This is a genomic window from Microbacterium sp. BG28 (assembly GCF_034044005.1).
Lineage (GTDB): Bacteria > Actinomycetota > Actinomycetes > Actinomycetales > Microbacteriaceae > Microbacterium.
The window spans coordinates 1-16,954 of sequence record NZ_JAXCHA010000001.1; the positions used below are offsets into that span (position 1 = coordinate 1).

The 16,954-nt window shown below is 70.1% G+C and carries 19 protein-coding genes; 7 read left to right on the forward strand and 12 right to left on the reverse strand.

What is annotated here, in order from left to right; translation table 11 throughout:
• Positions 1 to 50: 50 nt before the first annotated feature.
• Positions 51 to 1,370 (forward strand): DUF4032 domain-containing protein, encoded by a 1,320-nt coding sequence (locus tag SK224_RS00005; RefSeq protein WP_137417669.1) that lies wholly within the window; start codon positions 51 to 53, stop codon positions 1,368 to 1,370.
• A 37-nt stretch (positions 1,371 to 1,407) separates the two neighbouring features.
• Here the strand turns inward: SK224_RS00005 and SK224_RS00010 are convergent, their stop codons facing one another.
• The 3 genes from SK224_RS00010 to cysS are packed head-to-tail and all read right to left on the reverse strand — an operon-like array spanning position 1,408 to position 4,452.
• Complete coding sequence (locus SK224_RS00010) at positions 1,408 to 2,049, reverse strand: NAD(P)-dependent oxidoreductase (RefSeq protein ID WP_320432816.1); 642 nt, start codon at positions 2,047 to 2,049, stop codon at positions 1,408 to 1,410.
• Positions 2,050 to 2,072: 23 nt separating this feature from the next.
• Positions 2,073 to 3,056, reverse strand: coding sequence for a 23S rRNA (guanosine(2251)-2'-O)-methyltransferase RlmB (gene rlmB / locus SK224_RS00015; protein ID WP_137417671.1), 984 nt, complete (start codon positions 3,054 to 3,056; stop codon positions 2,073 to 2,075).
• Positions 3,049 to 4,452: a cysteine--tRNA ligase gene (gene cysS / locus SK224_RS00020; RefSeq protein ID WP_320432817.1), complete on the reverse strand. Its 1,404-nt coding sequence runs from the start codon at positions 4,450 to 4,452 to the stop codon at positions 3,049 to 3,051. The genes rlmB and cysS overlap by 8 nt, the downstream gene beginning before the upstream one ends.
• 63 nt (positions 4,453 to 4,515) lie before the next feature.
• Here cysS and SK224_RS00025 point away from each other — a divergent pair, with 63 nt between their 5' ends.
• Positions 4,516 to 5,433 carry a DMT family transporter gene (locus tag SK224_RS00025; protein WP_320432818.1) on the forward strand — a complete coding sequence of 306 codons (918 nt, stop codon included), beginning with the start codon at positions 4,516 to 4,518 and terminating at the stop codon, positions 5,431 to 5,433.
• Entirely contained in the window at positions 5,430 to 5,894 is a 465-nt protein-coding gene (locus SK224_RS00030) for a GNAT family N-acetyltransferase (protein ID WP_320432819.1), read from the forward strand. Before SK224_RS00025 ends, SK224_RS00030 begins: the two co-directional genes overlap by 4 nt.
• A gap of 4 nt (positions 5,895 to 5,898) precedes the next feature.
• On the opposite strand, the gene ispD is transcribed toward SK224_RS00030, so the two are convergent.
• Positions 5,899 to 7,098 (reverse strand): 2-C-methyl-D-erythritol 4-phosphate cytidylyltransferase, encoded by a 1,200-nt coding sequence (gene ispD / locus SK224_RS00035; protein ID WP_320432820.1) that lies wholly within the window; start codon positions 7,096 to 7,098, stop codon positions 5,899 to 5,901.
• A 14-nt stretch (positions 7,099 to 7,112) separates the two neighbouring features.
• A complete protein-coding gene (locus SK224_RS00040; protein WP_320432821.1) occupies positions 7,113 to 7,595 on the reverse strand; it encodes a CarD family transcriptional regulator in 483 nt (160 codons plus the stop codon).
• 295 nt (positions 7,596 to 7,890) lie between these two features.
• Here SK224_RS00040 and SK224_RS00045 point away from each other — a divergent pair, with 295 nt between their 5' ends.
• A complete protein-coding gene (locus tag SK224_RS00045; RefSeq protein ID WP_320432822.1) occupies positions 7,891 to 8,361 on the forward strand; it encodes a DNA modification methylase in 471 nt (156 codons plus the stop codon).
• Between the two features lie 57 nt (positions 8,362 to 8,418).
• Here the strand turns inward: SK224_RS00045 and SK224_RS00050 are convergent, their stop codons facing one another.
• Positions 8,419 to 9,102, reverse strand: a complete 684-nt coding sequence (locus tag SK224_RS00050; RefSeq protein WP_320432823.1) for a response regulator transcription factor — start codon at positions 9,100 to 9,102, stop codon at positions 8,419 to 8,421.
• On the reverse strand, positions 9,099 to 10,328 hold the full coding sequence (locus SK224_RS00055; RefSeq protein WP_320432824.1) for a sensor histidine kinase: 1,230 nt from the start codon (positions 10,326 to 10,328) through the stop codon (positions 9,099 to 9,101). The genes SK224_RS00050 and SK224_RS00055 overlap by 4 nt, the downstream gene beginning before the upstream one ends.
• A 168-nt stretch (positions 10,329 to 10,496) precedes the next feature.
• Here SK224_RS00055 and phoU point away from each other — a divergent pair, with 168 nt between their 5' ends.
• On the forward strand, positions 10,497 to 11,165 hold the full coding sequence (gene phoU, locus SK224_RS00060; RefSeq protein WP_320432825.1) for a phosphate signaling complex protein PhoU: 669 nt from the start codon (positions 10,497 to 10,499) through the stop codon (positions 11,163 to 11,165).
• Between the two features lie 61 nt (positions 11,166 to 11,226).
• Here phoU and SK224_RS00065 read toward each other — a convergent pair whose 3' ends face one another.
• The gene (locus tag SK224_RS00065) at positions 11,227 to 11,973 is read right to left on the reverse strand and encodes a phosphoglyceromutase (protein ID WP_274285940.1); all 747 of its coding nucleotides are present in this window, start codon (positions 11,971 to 11,973) and stop codon (positions 11,227 to 11,229) included.
• A gap of 40 nt (positions 11,974 to 12,013) precedes the next feature.
• On the opposite strand from SK224_RS00065, the gene SK224_RS00070 reads away from it, so the two are divergent.
• Positions 12,014 to 12,829, forward strand: coding sequence for a class I SAM-dependent methyltransferase (locus SK224_RS00070; protein ID WP_320432826.1), 816 nt, complete (start codon positions 12,014 to 12,016; stop codon positions 12,827 to 12,829).
• An 11-nt stretch (positions 12,830 to 12,840) separates the two neighbouring features.
• Here SK224_RS00070 and SK224_RS00075 read toward each other — a convergent pair whose 3' ends face one another.
• From SK224_RS00075 to SK224_RS00090, 4 genes are all read right to left on the reverse strand, one after another.
• A complete protein-coding gene (locus tag SK224_RS00075) occupies positions 12,841 to 13,959 on the reverse strand; it encodes an FUSC family protein (protein WP_320432827.1) in 1,119 nt (372 codons plus the stop codon).
• On the reverse strand, positions 13,956 to 15,044 hold the full coding sequence (locus tag SK224_RS00080; protein WP_320432828.1) for a YgfZ/GcvT domain-containing protein: 1,089 nt from the start codon (positions 15,042 to 15,044) through the stop codon (positions 13,956 to 13,958). Before SK224_RS00080 ends, SK224_RS00075 begins: the two co-directional genes overlap by 4 nt.
• A complete protein-coding gene (locus SK224_RS00085; RefSeq protein ID WP_320432829.1) occupies positions 15,044 to 15,643 on the reverse strand; it encodes an FABP family protein in 600 nt (199 codons plus the stop codon). The genes SK224_RS00080 and SK224_RS00085 overlap by 1 nt, the downstream gene beginning before the upstream one ends.
• Positions 15,644 to 15,803: 160 nt before the next feature.
• A complete protein-coding gene (locus tag SK224_RS00090; RefSeq protein ID WP_320432830.1) occupies positions 15,804 to 16,100 on the reverse strand; it encodes a hypothetical protein in 297 nt (98 codons plus the stop codon).
• Positions 16,101 to 16,216: 116 nt separating this feature from the next.
• Between SK224_RS00090 and SK224_RS00095 the strand changes: the two genes are divergently transcribed.
• On the forward strand, positions 16,217 to 16,912 hold the full coding sequence (locus SK224_RS00095) for a response regulator transcription factor (protein ID WP_320432831.1): 696 nt from the start codon (positions 16,217 to 16,219) through the stop codon (positions 16,910 to 16,912).
• The last annotated feature ends 42 nt before the right edge of the window (positions 16,913 to 16,954 follow it).

Here is a 16,954-nt window from a genome sequence, read left to right on the forward strand (position 1 = left end):
CCCCCCCCCCCCCCCCCCCCCCCCCCCCGCGACATATGTGGAGGGAACCCATGGCGGACTCGCTGACCATCACGGCCAGTGCGATCGATCCCGCGCTGCTGACACTGCCGTGGAGCACGCCGCTCGCCGACTGGTCAAGCAACGACATCGTGCAGCTCCCCAAGGGCCTCTCACGCCACCTGGTGCGCTTCTCGACCCTCAGCGGCAAGGTCATCGCCGTCAAGGAGACCACCGGCGAGATGGCGCGACGCGAGTACGACATGCTCGGCAACCTCGCCCGCCTGGATGTTCCGTGCGTCGATCGTTTCGCCGTCATCGACGGGCGGACGGATGCGGCCGGCCACCCGCTGCCGGCGGCCCTCGTGACCGCCCACCTCAAGTTCTCCCTGCCCTACCGCGCCCTGTTCACCCAGGTGCTGCGCCCGAACACCGCCTCGCGTCTCGTCGACGCGCTCGCCGTCCTGCTCGTGCGTCTGCACAACGTGGGGTTCTTCTGGGGCGATGTCTCGCTCTCCAACACCCTCTTCCGACGGGATGCGGGCGCCTTCGCCGCATATCTCGTGGACGCCGAGACGGGCGAGCTCCACGAAGGCGGCCTGACGCGCGGTCAGCGCGAGCACGACCTGGATGTGGCGCGAACGAACATCGCGGGCGAGATCATGGACCTCGCCGCCGGAGGCCGACTGGCCGGCGACGTCGACGCGCTCGACATCGCGGATGGCATCGTCTCCTCGTACCGCTCGCTCTGGGCGGCGCTGACCGACAAAGAGAGCTTCTCGGCAGCGGAGTCATGGCGGATCACGGAGCGCGTGCAGCGGCTGAACGCGCTCGGGTTCGACATCGGAGAGATGTCGATCGACACCGCGACAGACGGCGCGCTCGTCTCCATCCAGCCCAAGGTCGTCGACGCCGGGCACCACCAGCGGCGCCTGCTGCGTCTCACCGGTCTCGACGTCGAGGAGAACCAGGCGCGGCGTCTGCTCAACGACCTCGACGAGTTCCGCGCGCGCATCTCCCGCGTGGGCTCCGACGAGGAGATGGTCGCGCACGAGTGGCTCACGCGGAAGTTCGAGCCGGTCGTCAAGGCGATCCCCTTCGATCTGCGCTCCAAGCTGGAGCCCGCGGAGGTCTACCACCAGGTGCTGGAACACAGCTGGTACATGTCGCAGGCGCGGGGCCGCTCCGTGCCGCTCGCGGAGGTGCTCACGAGCTACATCGACGACGTCCTGCGCCACCGCCGCGACGAAGCCACCGTGGTGGGTCCGCCCACCGAGGCGACCTCGATCATCCCCGTGCTGCGCGACGACTACGTGCCACGTGACGCCGACGACGATGAAGACGAGGCGATCGACTGGCGCGACCTGGTCTGATCACGGACCGCAGCTCACCGCATCCGCCCGCGTCGGCTCAGTAGCCGACCGTGAAACGCTCCCGCGAGTGACGCGGCGTCTCGATCTCGTCGAGCACGGCGACGGCGAGATCGGCGCCGGAGATGAACGAGTCGCCGTTGTCATCGACGACGAGCACGTCGCCGCCGTCACGATACGAACCCGTGCGCTCCCCCGGCGCCCACGCGCCGAATCCGCCCGCGGGATGGATGTAGAACCAGTCGCGGTCCCCCGCGCGCGTCTGCAGGTCTTCGAGGATGCCGATGGCCTCGAGCGCTTCGGGCTTGTACTCATCCGCGAAACCCTCGGTGTCGACGAGGCGCGGGCCGCCCTCGGCGACGAGACTGCCGCCCGCACCGCCGATGACGCCGATCCGCACGTCCTCGGGCAGCACCGACAGCAGCTGCTCGATCGCCGGGCGGAGTGCGCCCAGCATGTCGCCGCGCGCGGCAACGGCCGACACGACCACATCGACGCCGATCAGCTCGTTCACGAGGGTGGGGACATCCAGCAGCGTGGCTTCGACATACACCGCGCCCTCGACCCGTTCGGCGGCCACGGTGCGCGCCACCGAGAGCACGGTGTGCCCGCGCCGGACCGCCTCCGCGACGATGTGGCTACCGGCGTAGCCGGTTCCTCCGAGTACGGCGATGCGCGACATGGCTGCTCCTTCGATCGGGGTTCTCAGGCCGACCGTAGCGTGGCGACCTGGTAGAGCGCGACGGATGCGGCGATCCCCGCGTTCAGGGACTCGGTCGCCGCGGAGATCGGAATCGACACGATCTGGTCGCACGTCTCGGTCACCAGGCGCGAGAGCCCCTTGCCCTCAGAGCCGACGACGATCACGACCGGACGGTCTGCCAGCTGCAGGGCCGGAAGCGCCACATCGCCGCCACCGTCGAGGCCGAGCACGAAGACGCCCTGCTTCTTGAACTCCTTGAGCGTCGTCGTGAGGTTGGCCGCCATCGCGACGGGAAGGCGCGCTGCTGCTCCCGCGCTCGTCTTCCATGCGGCGGAGTTGACGCCGGCGCTGCGACGCTGCGGAATGATGAGGCCCTGTCCGCCAAACGCTGCCGTGGAGCGGATGATGGCACCCAGGTTGCGGGGGTCCGTCACACCGTCGAGTGCCACGATCAACGGCAGCTCGTCGCGGTCGATGATCTGCTCGAGCAGGTCCTGCGGGTGCGCGTACTCGTACGGGGGAACCTTCAGGGCAACGCCCTGGTGCACGCCGTCGAAGCCTGCCATGCGGTCCAGCTCCTGCCGCGTGACCTCCAGCACGGGGATCTCACGGTGTGTCGCGATCGAGAGCATCTCCTTGACGCGGTCGTCCATCTCGACGCGCTGCGCGATGTAGAAGGCGGTCGCGGGGATGCGAGCGCGCAGCGCCTCGAGCACGGAGTTGCGACCGGTGACCGTCTCGGTGTCATCGTTCTGCTTCGAGCGCGGCGTGCGGTTCTGACCCGCGATGCGCGGAGCGGCCTTGCCGCCGGCCGCGACGAAGCGCTCCTGCGCGGCCTTGCGCTTGCCCGCGGGGTGCCAGGCGCGGTCCTCCGCCTTGGGGGTCGGACCGCGGCCCTCGAGCGAGCGGCGGTTCTTGCCGCCGGTGCCCTTGGTAGGGCCCTTCTTCTTGCCGCGTCCGGCGGACGGGTTTCCCGGCTTAGCCACGTTTCACACTCCAATGGGTCCCGTCGGGACCGTCTTCGAGGACGATGCCGGCGGCCGCGATCGCATCGCGCACCCGGTCGGCGCTCGCCCAGTCCTTGTCTGCCCGCGCCTGGGCGCGTTGGTCGATCATGACGCGCACGAGAGCGTCGAGAGCTCCCGCTTCGGGGCCGCGTGCGCTGGTCTGCCACCGCTCGTCGAGCGGGTTGATGCCGAGGATGTCGGTCATGGCGACGACCTCGGCCGCGCGGCCGCGCGCGTTCTCCGAGTCTCCCTCATCCAGTGCCGCGTTTCCTGCACGCACCGTCTCGTGCAGCACGCCGAGAGCCTGCGGCACGCCGAGGTCGTCATCCAGCGCGACGGCGAACGCTTCGGGAACCACGGCGCTCTCCGGCGCCGCACCCACGCGTTCGACCCGGTCGAGGAAGGTGCGGATGCGATCGAGTGCCGCCTCCGCCTCGTCGAAGGCCTTGCCGGAGACATCGAGGCTCGAGCGGTAGTGGGCTGCGGCGAGCGCGTAGCGCACGACGAGCGGGTCGCGCTCGGTGAGCACATCGGCGGCCAGAGTGAAGTTGCCGAGCGACTTCGACATCTTCTGGCCGTCGACGGTGACGAGCCCGTTGTGCACCCAGTACTGGGCGAACGCATCGCCCGCCGCCGTGGATTGCGCGAGCTCGTTCTCGTGATGGGGGAAGCGCAGGTCGAGACCGCCGCCGTGGATGTCGAAGCGGGGCCCGAGGTACCGGCGCGACATCGCCGAGCATTCGATGTGCCATCCCGGGCGTCCCTCGCCCCACGGCGACGCCCACCGCGCATCCGCCGGCTCGCCGTGCTTGGCGCCCTTCCACAGCGCGAAGTCGTGCGGATCGCGCTTGCCGCGAGGGTCTGCATCCGCCGCCGCTTCCATCGCGTCGACGTCCTGGTGCGTGAGGGCGCCGTAGGCGGACCACGACCGTACGTCGAAGTACACGTCGCCGGATCCGTCGGGCGCAGAGTACGCGTGGCCGCGCTCGATGAGCAGCGCGATGAGCTCGATCATCTGCGGAATGGATGCGGTGGCTCGCGGCTCGTACGTCGGCGCAAGGATGCCGACCGCGGCATAGGCCTGGCTGAACGCGAGCTCCATCCGGTAGGCGAGCGCCCACCACGGCTCGGTGGACGTCGCGTTCGCAAGCACCTTGTCATCGATGTCGGTGACGTTGCGCACGAACGTCACCCGGCCGAACCGGTATGCGAGCCAGCGGCGCAGCAGATCGAAGCTCAGCGCCGCGCGCACATGACCGATGTGCGGGCCGGACTGCACCGTCGGACCGCAGACGTACATCGTGACGTTGCCGTCCTCCAGGGGCGCGAAGTCGCGCAGCGCCTGCGCCTGGGTGTCGTAGAGCCGGACCGTCACTCCACCAGCCTACCGGCGGGGCTGTGTCACCACCCCGACACATGACGGCGGTAGAAAGGGAGGATGCTGCCCGTGTTCGCCGTCCTCGCTGCAGCCGTGCTGTTCGGCACCACGGGCACCTCGCAGGCGCTGGGTCCCGACGGGACGACGCCCCTCGGCGTCGGCGCGGTGCGCCTGCTCATCGGCGGCTCGGCGCTGGCGGTGATCGGTTTCGCCCTCGCCCGCCGGCACCGACGCACGACGGCGGCCACTCTTCCCCCGCTGACGGCGCGCGCCCTCGTCCTCATGGCGCTGACCGGCATCTGCCTTGCGGCGTACCAGCCGCTGTTCTTCCTGGGCACGGCCCGCGGCGGCGTCGCGGTGGGCACCGTCATCGCGCTCGGATCCGCGCCGGTCATGGCGGGACTCATCGAATGGGCGATCACCCGACGCCTCCCCCGGCTCACGTGGCTCGCGGCAACGGCGCTCGCCACGATCGGGGTCGCGCTGCTGGCCTTCGCCGGCGGCGGATCCGGTTCGGCGGACCCCCTCGGCGTGCTCGGGTCGCTGGGCGCGGGCGCGGCATTCGCCGTCTTCGCCAACGCACAGCGCCGGTTGATGTCGACCGGGTGGGATCCCTTCACCGTCGCCGGCGCGATGGGTGCCGGGTCGGCGGTGAGCGCCCTCTTCATGCTCCCGTTCGCATCGTTCGGTTGGCTCACCGAACCCCGCGGCATCGCCGTCGCTCTCTGGCTGGGGATCGCGACGATCGCGGTCGCATACACGCTGTTCACCTGGGGTCTGCAGCGCCTCACCGCCGCGACGGCCGCGACGTTGACGCTCGCCGAACCCATCACCGCCACCCTGCTCGGGCTCGTCGTGCTCGGAGAGCACCTGGGCGCCGCATCCGTGATCGGCATCGCCGTGCTCACCGTCGGTCTCGTCGTGCTGGCCTGGGGCTCCCGCCGTCGAGATCCCGAACCGTTCCCCCTCGAAGGATGACCATGCTCCACTACCGCCTCGACGACCCGACCCGCGGCGCAGCGCACGACCTCGTGGCCTCACACCTCGCGGCCATGCACGCCGGCACGCCCGCCGAGAGCATGCACGCGCTGGACGCCACGGGGCTGAGCAGCACCGACGTCACCTTCTGGTCCGCGTGGTCCGACGGCGAACTCGCGGGCATCGGCGCTCTCAAACGCTGGGGCGACGACCGCGGCGAGTTGAAGTCCATGCGGGTCGCCGACGCCTTCCGCGGAACAGGCGTCGGTCGCGGCATCCTTCGCCACATCCTCGGCGAAGCGGCGACGATGGGCCTGACGAGCGTGTGGCTCGAGACCGGAAGCACACCGGAGTTCGTACCCGCGGTGCGCCTCTACGAGAGCGAGGGGTTCGTCCGATGCGGGCCGTTCGCCGAGTACCGCGACGATCCGCTGTCGCTTTACTTCACGCGCGCGGTCTGATCGGTCACTGCGCCGGAAGCAGCATCGCGACGGCGACCGCGAAGACGCCCTCGCCACGCCCCTCGAAGCCGAGGCCGTCGGTCGTCGTGGCCGAGACGGATACGGGGGCGCCCAGCGCTTCGCTCAGCGCAGCCTCCGCTTCGGGACGCCGAGGGGCGAACCGCGGACGTGTGGTCTGCACCTGCACCGACACGTTGCCGATCACCCACCCCGCCTCGCCCACCAGGGCGCGGGTGCGAGCGAGGAACGCGTCTGCGTGCGCGTTCGCGTACTCGGGGCGGTCGACGCCGAAGTGCGTCCCGATGTCGCCGAGACCCGCCGCCGCCAGCACCGCGTCGACGACGGCGTGAGCGACCGCATCCCCGTCCGAGTGTCCGGACAGCGCCGGCTCATCCGGCCACCGCAGTCCCGCGAGCCACAACTCCCCGTCTCCGGCGAACGCGTGCACATCGGTGCCGACGCCGACGCGCGGTGCAGGCCCCGGCCCCTGAAGGCGTACCGGGTGCTCGGCCGCCGGCGCCAGAAGTGCACGTGCGCGTTCGAGGTCGGCGGGATGCGTGATCTTGAAACCGAGCGCATCACCCGCGACGGCCGCGATACGGTGACCAGCCGCGGCGACGAGCGCCGCATCATCCGTGAACTCGGAGTCGGCGACGGCGTAAGCCGCACTCAGGACGTCGCGTCGGAATCCCTGCGGGGTCTGCGCCGCCCCCAACTCGGAGCGATCGACCACGCCGACGATCTCGTCACCGTCGACACGCTTGATCGTGTCGACCACGGGGAGAACGGGAACAGCCCCCCACCCGGTCCGTTCGACGGCCTCCACGATGCGGGTGAAGACCTCGGGGGGTGTCAGCGCGCGGGCCGCATCGTGTACGAGCACGATCTCGATGTCGCCCCAGAGCGCGGCGAGGCCCGCGGCGACCGACTTCTGACGGGTGTCTCCCCCGCCGACGACGCTCACCCGTTCACGGGCATCTCCGGCGGCGGCGAGCGCCTCCGTCAGAGCCTCACCCGTGCGGTCAGCGGGGGCGACGACGACCACCTGGACGTCGAGCCCGCTGCGGAAGACACCGTCGAGGGCATGACGCAGCATCGTGTGCGCATCGATTCCCACGAACGCCTTGGGGACATCTTCACCGAGACGAGTACCGGACCCGCCGGCGACGACCACGACCGCGATGCGCGGCACGGGCTGAGGCACGAAGGCGCCTTTCGTCAGCTGGCGAGGACCTCGTCGAGCAGGATGCTGGCCTTCTCTTCGTCCGTCTTCTCGGCGAGCGCGAGCTCGGACACGAGGATCTGCTTGGCCTTGGCAAGCATGCGCTTCTCACCCGCGGACAGACCACGGTCCTGATCGCGGCGCCACAGGTCGCGCACGACCTCGCTGACCTTGATCACATCACCCGAAGCGAGCTTCTCGAGGTTCGCCTTGTAACGGCGCGACCAGTTGGTCGGCTCCTCGGTGAAGGGAGCACGCAGGACCTCGAAGACGCGTTCGAGACCGTCCTTGCCGATCACGTCGCGCACACCCACGAGGTCGACGTTGTCGGCCGGAACCTCGATGACCAGATCGCCTTGGGTGACGTTGAGCTTCAAGTACTTCTTGGTCTCGCCCTTGATGACGCGTTCCTTGACCTCGATGATGGTCGCGGCACCGTGGTGCGGATAGACGACCGTTTCGCCAACCTCAAAAAGCATGGAGTTATGTCCTTTCGGCAACGACCAGGATACCACAGGGCCGAATGCGCTAGGGTTCGCGCCCTCACACCCCACCTCTGATCCCCGCGCGTACGCCACCGCGCGGTACCGCGCGCGTATACGACCGCGTGCGACCCCCGCGGTGACCTCGTCGCCCGACGTGCGCATGCCGCGGACCGGCGGGCTGTGCCGGCGAACAGGGATGGACGCACGAGAACCGAGTCGTGCGCGGAACGGGATGGGCGGGCGGGACCCCGTAGAATGCTGGAGAAGCCGTCTGCAACCGGGAGGAACCGTGAAAACGCGCCTGATCGCGTCCGTCGTCGTGGCGGCCGCTGTCGCACTGGGAACGAGCGGCTGCGCCATGCTCTCGCCGCAGAGCACGACCATTCAGTACTCCCCCGCCGACGGGCTCAATGTGCCGGCTTCGAGCGGACCGCTCGCCGTGCGCAACGCGCTGATCGTCGCCAACGACGAGGGCACCGAGGGCAACTTCGTCGCCGCGATCGTGAACGAGAGCGACTCCTCGCAGGTGCTGAACCTCGAGGTGGGCGAGAATGCCGTCAAGCTGACCGTGCGCGTCCCCGCCGGCGACACGGTGAGCCTCGGCACCGAGGACACCGACCCGCTGCTCGTCGAAGACCTCGACGCCCGCCCCGGCTCGACCGTGCCGATCTTCTTCCAGTCCGGCGACGGCGAAGGGGCCCGCGTGGAGATCCCCGTCCTCAACGGCGACCTCGACTACCTGGCGCCGCTCGTTCCCTGAGCGAAGCGCACACGGAAGGGCGGGGCACCATCTGGTGCCCCGCCCTTCGCCGTCGGTTCAGGCCTCGAACCGGTACCCGAGTCCGCGAACGGTCACGAGCATGACCGGATCGCTCGGGTTCTCCTCGATGCGCGACCGGATGCGCTTGATGTGCACGTCGAGGGTCTTCGTGTCGCCGAAGTAGTCGGTGCCCCACACGCGATCGATGAGCTGACCCCGGGTCAGCACTCGACCGGCGTTGCGCATCAGGACCTCGAGGAGCTCGAACTCCTTGAGCGGCATGTTGATCTCCTCGCCGCCCACGGTCACGGTGTGGCGGTCGATGTCGAGCGTCACCCTTCCACCCTGGAGGACGCGCTCGTCGAGGTCAGCCTCCACCTGGGCGAAGCGGCGCAGCACCGCCCGCATCCGCGCCAGGAGTTCGCGCGCCGAGTACGGCTTCGTGACGTAGTCATCGGCGCCGAGCTCCAGCCCCACGACGATGTCGACCTCGCTGTCCTTCGCGGTCAGCATGATGATCGGGACGGACGAGACGTTGCGGATCTGACGGCACACCTCGGTGCCGGGCATGCCGGGCAGCATGAGGTCGAGCAGCACGATGTCGGCTCCGCGCTCACGGAAGGCTGAGAGCGCGACGGCGCCGTCTTCGGCGATCTCGACCTCGAACCCCTCCCTGCGAAGCAGGTAGGCGAGCGGGTCGGCGAGGTCGGGCTCGTCCTCGACGATCAGGACGCGGGTCATTCGGTGACTCCGTTCGGGTTCGGTGCCGCGGCCGGAGACGCGGCGGGGGTCTTCTTGGTCTTCTTGGGGCGACGCCGGCGGGGCGTCGCTGCCTCGAGGTCGTCGGGCGGCATCGCGATCGGGAGCTGGATGGTGAAGGTCGAGCCGCGTCCGACGCGCGACCACACGCGCACCTCGCCGCCGTGGCGCTGCACCGCGTGCTTCACGATCGACAGCCCCAACCCCGTACCGCCGGTGCGGCGCGAGCGCGCCTGGTCCGAACGGAAGAAGCGCTCGAACACACGCTGCTGATCGGCCTCGGAGATACCGATGCCCCGGTCGGTGACCGCGATCTCCACGGAGTTGTGCACCTGTTTCACACCGATGCCCACGCTCGACCCACTGGGCGAGTACGCGATCGCGTTGGCCACGAGGTTGCCGAGCGCCTCTGTGAGGATCTGCGTGTCGCCGCGCACGTACAGACCCCGTGTGCCGCCGCGGACGACCGTGACCCCGGACGAGCCGGCGGCAAGCGCGTGCGCCTCGATCGCGGCGGTGACGACGGAGTCCACCGACACGTCGCCGACCTCAGCGAGTTCGTCGGCGGACTGCAGCCGGGAGAGGTTCATGACGCGAGACGTGAGCGACGCCAGTCGCTGCGCCTCGGCGCTCAGGCGGCCGGCGAAGATGCGCACTTGCGCGGGATCATCCGCCGCCGACTCGATGGCCTCCGCGAGCAGGCTCACCGCGCCCACGGGCGTCTTCAATTCGTGCGAGGTGTTCGCGACGAAATCGCGGCGCATCTGCTCGACGCGTTCACGCTCGGTGATGTCTCGGATGACGATGAGAACGAGCTTCGGCGAGATGGTCGTCGCGCGGGCCGAGACGAGACGGGGCTCCGCGGGAGAGGAAGAGCGGCGCAGCGTCAGACTCGCCGTGCTGATCCCTCCCGAGCGCACCGCGCGGGCGAGCTCACGGATGCGATCGTCGGGCACGACCTCGTCGACGTGGATGCCGAACGCCTCGGCGGATGCGGATGCGGCGCGCACGGTTCCCGAGCCGTCCACCACGAGCGCGCTGTCGTCCATCGCGGCCAGGACGTCCGGAACGCCCTCCGGAACGGCCGTCGAGTTGCGCGCCTCGACGCGGGCCCGCGCGCGCATCGCACCGATGATCAGGAGGGTGATCGACGCCCCGAGGACGACGCCCATGACCAGGGCCAGCAGCGCGAGCTGCGACGAGTTCATGGCTCCAGCGTAAATGGATGCTGAACCCGCACCCTGTCCCAGGCGGGTTCCATGGCCGTGCCGCAGGTAACATTCACTCCCGCGGCACCGTTCGTTAACCTTCGACGGCGAGAATCGCCCGGGCCCGTCCCGTGCCGCCCACGATCACCCCAGGAAGGTGCCTGTTTCATGCGCGAGGTTTTCCAGCAGTCCCTCGACGAGGTCCGTGTCCGGCTCGTCGAGATCTCCGAGCTCGTCACCGAGGCCATTGAGAAGGCGACGAGGGCGTTCGGCACGAGCGACGTCGCGCTCGCCGAAGAGGTCATCGACAACGACTCGGTGATCGACGACAAGGCGATCGAGCTCGACGAGTTGGCCATCGACATCCTGGCGCGTCAGCAGCCCGTCGCGAGCGACCTGCGCACGGTCGTCTCGGCCCTGCGCATCAGTGCATCGCTCGAGCGGATGGGCGACATCGCCGAGCACATCGCGCAGCTGACCCGCATGCGCTTCCCCGACCGTGCCATCCCGAAGGGCCTGAAGGGCACCTTCACGAAGATGGGCGAGATCGACGTCGACGTGGCACGCAAGCTCACCGAGCTGCTGCGCACGCGCGACCTGGACCTGGCCGAGCAGCTGCGCAATGAGGACGACAAGCTCGACGAGCTGCACGTCAGCGTTTTCGAGAAGGTGCTCAGCGAGTCGTGGCAGGGCGAGGCGGCCGCGACGGTCGACGCGACGCTGGCCAGCCGCTACCACGAGCGTTTCGGCGACCACGCGGTCTCGGTCGCGAAGAAGATCGTCTACCTCGCGACGGGCGACTGGGCCCCGCAGCCCGAGACCGAGCCTCAGATCTGACGCGGCGCACACACGGGAAGGGCCCGGATGCATCACGCATCCGGGCCCTTCCCGTGTCGGCTTACTTGCCCTGGTTGGCGACCGCGGCAGCGCCGGCTGCGGCTGCTTCGGGGTCGAGGTACTCGCCCTTGCCCAGCGCCTGCAGGTTCTCGTCGAGGCGGTACACCAGCGGGATACCCGTGGGGATGTTGAGCTCGGCGATGTCGTCGTCGCTGATGCCCTCGAGGTGCTTCACCAGACCGCGCAGAGAGTTGCCGTGGGCGGCCACGAGCACCGTCTTGCCTGCGGTGAGGTCGGGGACGATGGACTCGCTCCAGTAGGGCAGGAGTCGGTCGATCACGAGCTTCAGCGACTCGGTGCGCGGCACCTCGCCGTCGATCCCGGCGTAGCGCGGGTCGTTCACCTGGCTGAACTCGGATGCGTCGTCGAGCGGCGGCGGCGGAACGTCGAACGAACGACGCCAGAGCATGAACTGCTCCTGGCCGAACTCGGCGAGGGTCTCGGCCTTGTCCTTGCCCTGCAGCGCGCCGTAGTGGCGCTCGTTGAGGCGCCAGGTGCGCTTGACGGGGATCCACAGGCGGTCGGCGGCGTCGAGCGCGAGGTTCGCGGTCTGGATCGCGCGGCTCAGCAGCGAGGTGTGGACGACGTCGGGCAGCAGCCCCGCCTCGGCGAGCAGCTCGCCGCCGCGGGCGGCCTCGGCCTTGCCCTGGTCGGTCAGGCGCACGTCGACCCATCCGGTGAAGAGGTTGAGCTCGTTCCACTGGCTTTGGCCGTGGCGCAGCAGGATCAGGGTGTGAGGGGTGGTCATGAGCCCATGATATCGACCGCGACGCTGGCATCATGGGGCCATGAGTCCTACGCCTTCGGGTCGCATCACCCGGGGCACGACGGGCACGAACCGTCTCCGCCGCGTGGACAGGTGGATCGCCCGCCACCGCTCGCTCGGGACCGCGGAGCCGGAACCGCTCGTGGTGGATCTCGGCTTCGGCGCGAGCGGCGTCACCGCGCTGGAGCTCGAGGCTCGGCTGCACCGCATCCGTCCGGATGTGCGCGTGCACGGTCTCGAGATCGATCCGGCACGCGTGGCCCGTGCTCGCGCACAGCTCGAGCGCGTGCGCGAGGGGGCGACGGTCTTCCGTGCCGACGCGCGGGTCTCGTTCGCCCGCGGCGGCTTCGAGATTCCGCTGCCGGACCGGCCGCGCATCATCCGCGCGTTCAACGTGCTCCGTCAGTACGACGAGGACGAGGTTCCGGCGGCGTGGGAGCGCATGACGTCACGCTTGGATGCGGGCGGGATCCTCGTCGAGGGGACGTGCGACGAGCTCGGTCGGATCAGCACGTGGGTCGAGATCGGACCCGACGCCCTCCCGCGCACCTTGACGATCTCGTTGCGGCTGACAGGTCTGGAGCTGCCCTCCATCGCGGCCGAACGTCTGCCGAAGGCCTTGATCCACCGCAATGTGCCGGGCGAAGGCGTGCATGAACTGCTGCGCGCGCTGGATGCGGAGTGGACGCGCGCGGCACCCCTGGCGACGTTCTCCCCCGCGCAGCGGTGGCAGGCGGCGCTCGCGGCACTGGCGGCCGGCGGCTGGCCCCTCCTGCAGCGCTCGCGCTGGCGGTTGGGCGAGCTGACGGTGCCGTGGGAGCGCGTCGCGCCCCGCTGAGAGACGCTGTCTCAGATGCGGGGCATGGCGGCCCGCGCCTCGTCTTCGCTGAGACCGGTCGCCACGAGCAGATCGACCGCGAACGGGCGCAGGGCGGAGATGACGCTGTGCTCACCGGCGGACGCATCCGGCGCCAGCTGCGCCGGATCCAGATGGCGCGCGACGGCCCGCGCGGCCTCGCGCGCGGGGATCTGCTGCGCGATGTCGTCGAGCGACTCCCCCACGAGCGCGAGGGCCCTCGCCAGCGACCTCAGCAGGTCGGCGGGGATGGGGCGGGGCACGCCGTCGTCGATGAGGTAGCCGGATCGACGCGCCACGACGCGGAGGTTGCGCACCGCGAGGTCCGTGGCCATCATGACGCGGCGGTATCTGTCGAGCTCCGCGCGACGCCTGCGCAGGAACGGGGAGATCCGCGCGACCGCGACGGCCGAGTCGAGCGACTCCTGCCAGGCCCGCACGAGCGGATCGAGCGCTCGCGCCTTCTCCAGTGCACGCTCCGCCCGCGAGCGGTCCCCGTCCTCGAGCGCGCGGATGAGGGTCGCGGTCGCGTCATCGATCGCGGCGAAGAGGGCCCTCGCCTCACGCAGCACCTCCGCGCGGGGATTCCGGGGCACGAGGGCTGTCACCAGGAGCGCGGCGACGCCGCCGACCGCACCGTCCGCCAGCCGACTCCACGACGCCTCCGTCGGCGCCATCGGGAACAGCAGGACGATGAGCCCCTGGATCGCCGCGGCGATGGCGAAGCCGGGCTGCGGCGACAGCGCCCTGGCGACGAACACGACGACCGCGAGGGTGATGCCCAGCTGCCACCAGCCGGGGCCCACCAGGCGCAACAGGATCTCGGAGATGACGATGCCCAAGAGCATCCCGCCCACCGTCTCGGCCACGCGCCGTGGCCGCGCGTCGCGCACGAGGCCCAGGCTCGACACCGCCACCGTTCCGGCGAGCACGGGGGCCGAGTGCCCCAGCACGAACAGCGAGAAGACGTAGGCACCCATCGCCGCCACCGTCAGCTGGGCGATGGCGGGCAGATCCGTCACGGCACGGGACAGCGCCGGTCTCGGATCGAAGCGCTCTCGCAGCCGCGTCGACACGCTCGTGGTGTCGGCGCCGCCCGGGGGCACGGTCACCGCCGGCGCGAGAGTCGGGGCAAGCGTGGCACGCCGGCGCTGGCACCCGCATCCGGCGGCACGACAGTGGTGACGGATGCGGCGACATCGCCGTCCGCGGTGCGCACGACGACGTCGGTGTCGGTGTCGGCCGTGCGTTTGACCACGGCCAGAGCGATCGGCCCGTCCTCGTAGTGACGGCTGGCCGACGTGATGCGGCCGATCTCGACGTCGCCGACGGCGACCACATCGCCGCGCACCGGCAGGGATTCGGTGCTCCCGTCGAGGTGCAGGCTGACCAGACGGCGCGGCGGGTGACCGAGGTTGTGCACCTTCGCCACCGTCTCCTGCCCGCGGTAGCAGCCCTTGTCGAGATGCACGGCGGTGCGCAGCCAGTCGAGCTCGTGCGGGATCGTCCGCTCGTCGACCTCGTCGGCGAAGCGGGGGCGCCAGGCGGCGACGCGAAGCGCCTCGACAGCGAGCTCGCCGGCGAAGCCGATTTCGCCCGCGGCGGCCAGCTGCGCCAGCCGCGAAGCCTCGGCGGGATCCACGAGCGCCTCGTTCCAGCTGCGCTGGGCGCCGGGGTGCTCCTCGATGGGACCATACGCGGCGCCGCCGACGGCGACACCCGGCCACGGGTCGCGCCACACGAGGGGCGTCTCGGTGACGGCGAGGGGGCGGATGAGGGCGAGCCCCGCATCCGTCGCGCCTACGACCGCGACCTCGGTCGAGGCGTCACGGAGCTCGACCCGCAGGCGGAAGCGCATGCGGCCTAGCCAGGTCGCGAGCGCGGGCGCGTCATCCGCGTCCACGATGAGCCAGGTCGTCTCGCCGTCGTCCAGCACGGCCGCCGCGTGCTCGACACGTCCCTGTGGATCGAGCACCAGGAGCTCGGTCGACACACCGGGCTCCAGCTGGGCGAGTGCCTGGGTCGTGATCGAATCGAGCCAGCTCAACCGGTCGACGCCCGTCACGGCGATGACACCGCGTCCCGCGCGCGGCGCGACGGCCGTGCCGCGCACCAGCGCACGCTGTTCGCGCATCGGATCGCCGACGTGCAGCAGCACATCGCCGTCGGTGATCGCGCCCGCGGGCGAAGCGATCATCAGTCCACCTTCGCCAGGCGGGCGGATGCGTGCGAGCCGAGCTCGGATCCGAGGGCGGCGATGTCCCAGGCCCAGAGCAGATGTCCGTCGACCAGGCCGTACAGCCGGGTCGCCGCCGTGTACGCCTTGGTTCCGGGCGCAGCGATGACCGCATCCGTCGCGATGTCGATGCGCGGGCCGCGGATCTGGCCGAGGTAGAGCTCGCTGACACCGTCGGCGTGCACGATGTTCGCGGCGATCTCGAAGCCTCCCTCAGCGGTACGCAGCGCCTCGACGTCATCGGCCGTGCGCGCCGGCTCATCAGAGACCGCCGGGAGCAGTCCCGGGCCGGGATCCCCGGGCCCCTGCGGTCGCACGATGCGCCAGAAGCCGACCTCGGAAACGAGCAGACGCCGCGACTCACCCTCGCCGAGCCAGGCGGTGGCGGAGTAGTTGACGGCGTCGCCGCCGTCGTGGCTGAAGCTCACGCGGTGCGTGAACTCACCGGTGAAGTGGTGATCGCCTGCCTCGTAATCGATCACGCCGGTCCCCTCCCAGACTCCAAGGAGCCACGAGAGGGGAGCGAGGTCGGCGGGCAGATCGGTGGGGAGCTCGATCATCGCCCGCTCCGTCAGCGCTGGCCGCGGTAGAGGTTCCAGACCACGGCGCCCGAGACGAAGGCGATGGCGAGGGAGGCGAGCACGAGCAGGCCCACGAAGAACATTTCGAGCGCGACCAGGTCCATGCGCCCATGGTAGCCCGTCAGCGAGGGCGATGGGCTCAGCGCGAACCGGCGATGAGCGCGGAGAGCGCGACGGCCACGCTGATCACTCCGAGCACGAGCAGGGCACCGAGACTGCTCAGCGCTACGCGCTGGATGAAGCGCTGCACCCGCCCGTACGCCAGCTGGATGACGAAGGCGAGGATGACGGATGCGGCGAGCGCCAGCGTCATCCACGTCGCGTGCCACGGCGACGGGACGAACAGCGCGACGGCGATGCCTGCGACGGCCGCGAACGCCCAGACGGCCACGATGCCGCCGAGGGGCCGACGTGGCGCCAGTTCCGGTGTCGTCATACGATCATTCTCACGCATGGGAGCGCGCGCTGCACGTCGTGCGTCCCGGTGAGATCTGCGTGCCTCGCGGCTGCGCATAAGATGAGCACGACGCGGACCCCGCCCGGAGGGTGACTTTGGCACAGCTTCTCGTTCTGAGTTCCGCCGGTGGCGCGCCCGCGCTCCCGGCGCTGGAGCTGTTGAGCCATCGTGTCCGCCAGATCCCCGCCGAGCCTGCGCAGCTGGTGAACGCCCCCAACGCGGACGTCGTCTTCGTCGATGCGCGTCACGATCTGGTGGGCGCCAAGTCGCTGTGCAAGATCCTGACGACCACGGGACTCGACGCGCCTCTCGTGCTCATCGTCACCGAGGGCGGGCTCACGGCGGTGTCCACCGATTGGGGCGTCGACGACGTGATCCTGGTCGGGGCGGGCCCTGCGGAGGTCGATGCCCGCATCCGGCTCGCCGTCGGGCGTATGTCGAAGGAGCAGGTCTCTACCCGCATCCAGACCTCCGGCATCACGATCGACGAATCCTCGTACTCCGCCAAGGTTCACGGCAAGCCGCTGGATCTGACCTACAAGGAGTTCCAGCTGCTGCACTTCTTCGCGACGCATCCGTCTCGGGTGTTCACGCGGGAGCAGCTGCTCAGCGAGGTCTGGGGCTACGACTACTTCGGCGGCACCCGCACGGTCGACGTGCACGTGCGACGCCTGCGCGCCAAGCTCGGCGACCTCGAGCAGCTGATCGGGACAGTGCGCAACGTCGGCTACCGCTTCAACGTGTACGAAGAGGACCAGATCCCGGCTGCCGGGGAGCGCGCCGGATCCTGACCCTCGCGGAGTTCACACTCGTGTCACCTCTGGCTGCAAGGA

Bases quoted from the DNA above. Each gene is read 5' to 3' on its own strand.
- SK224_RS00005 (WP_137417669.1), top strand. From the start codon at position 51: ATGGCGGACTCGCTGACCATCACGGCCAGTGCGATCGATCCCGCGCTG.
- SK224_RS00010 (WP_320432816.1), bottom strand. From the start codon at position 2,049: ATGTCGCGCATCGCCGTACTCGGAGGAACCGGCTACGCCGGTAGCCAC.
- SK224_RS00025 (WP_320432818.1), top strand. From the start codon at position 4,516: ATGCTGCCCGTGTTCGCCGTCCTCGCTGCAGCCGTGCTGTTCGGCACC.
- SK224_RS00030 (WP_320432819.1), top strand. From the start codon at position 5,430: ATGACCATGCTCCACTACCGCCTCGACGACCCGACCCGCGGCGCAGCG.
- SK224_RS00040 (WP_320432821.1), bottom strand. From the start codon at position 7,595: ATGCTTTTTGAGGTTGGCGAAACGGTCGTCTATCCGCACCACGGTGCC.
- SK224_RS00050 (WP_320432823.1), bottom strand. From the start codon at position 9,102: ATGACCCGCGTCCTGATCGTCGAGGACGAGCCCGACCTCGCCGACCCG.
- SK224_RS00055 (WP_320432824.1), bottom strand. From the start codon at position 10,328: ATGAACTCGTCGCAGCTCGCGCTGCTGGCCCTGGTCATGGGCGTCGTC.
- phoU (WP_320432825.1), top strand. From the start codon at position 10,497: ATGCGCGAGGTTTTCCAGCAGTCCCTCGACGAGGTCCGTGTCCGGCTC.
- SK224_RS00065 (WP_274285940.1), bottom strand. From the start codon at position 11,973: ATGACCACCCCTCACACCCTGATCCTGCTGCGCCACGGCCAAAGCCAG.
- SK224_RS00070 (WP_320432826.1), top strand. From the start codon at position 12,014: ATGAGTCCTACGCCTTCGGGTCGCATCACCCGGGGCACGACGGGCACG.
- SK224_RS00080 (WP_320432828.1), bottom strand. From the start codon at position 15,044: ATGATCGCTTCGCCCGCGGGCGCGATCACCGACGGCGATGTGCTGCTG.
- SK224_RS00085 (WP_320432829.1), bottom strand. From the start codon at position 15,643: ATGATCGAGCTCCCCACCGATCTGCCCGCCGACCTCGCTCCCCTCTCG.
- SK224_RS00090 (WP_320432830.1), bottom strand. From the start codon at position 16,100: ATGACGACACCGGAACTGGCGCCACGTCGGCCCCTCGGCGGCATCGTG.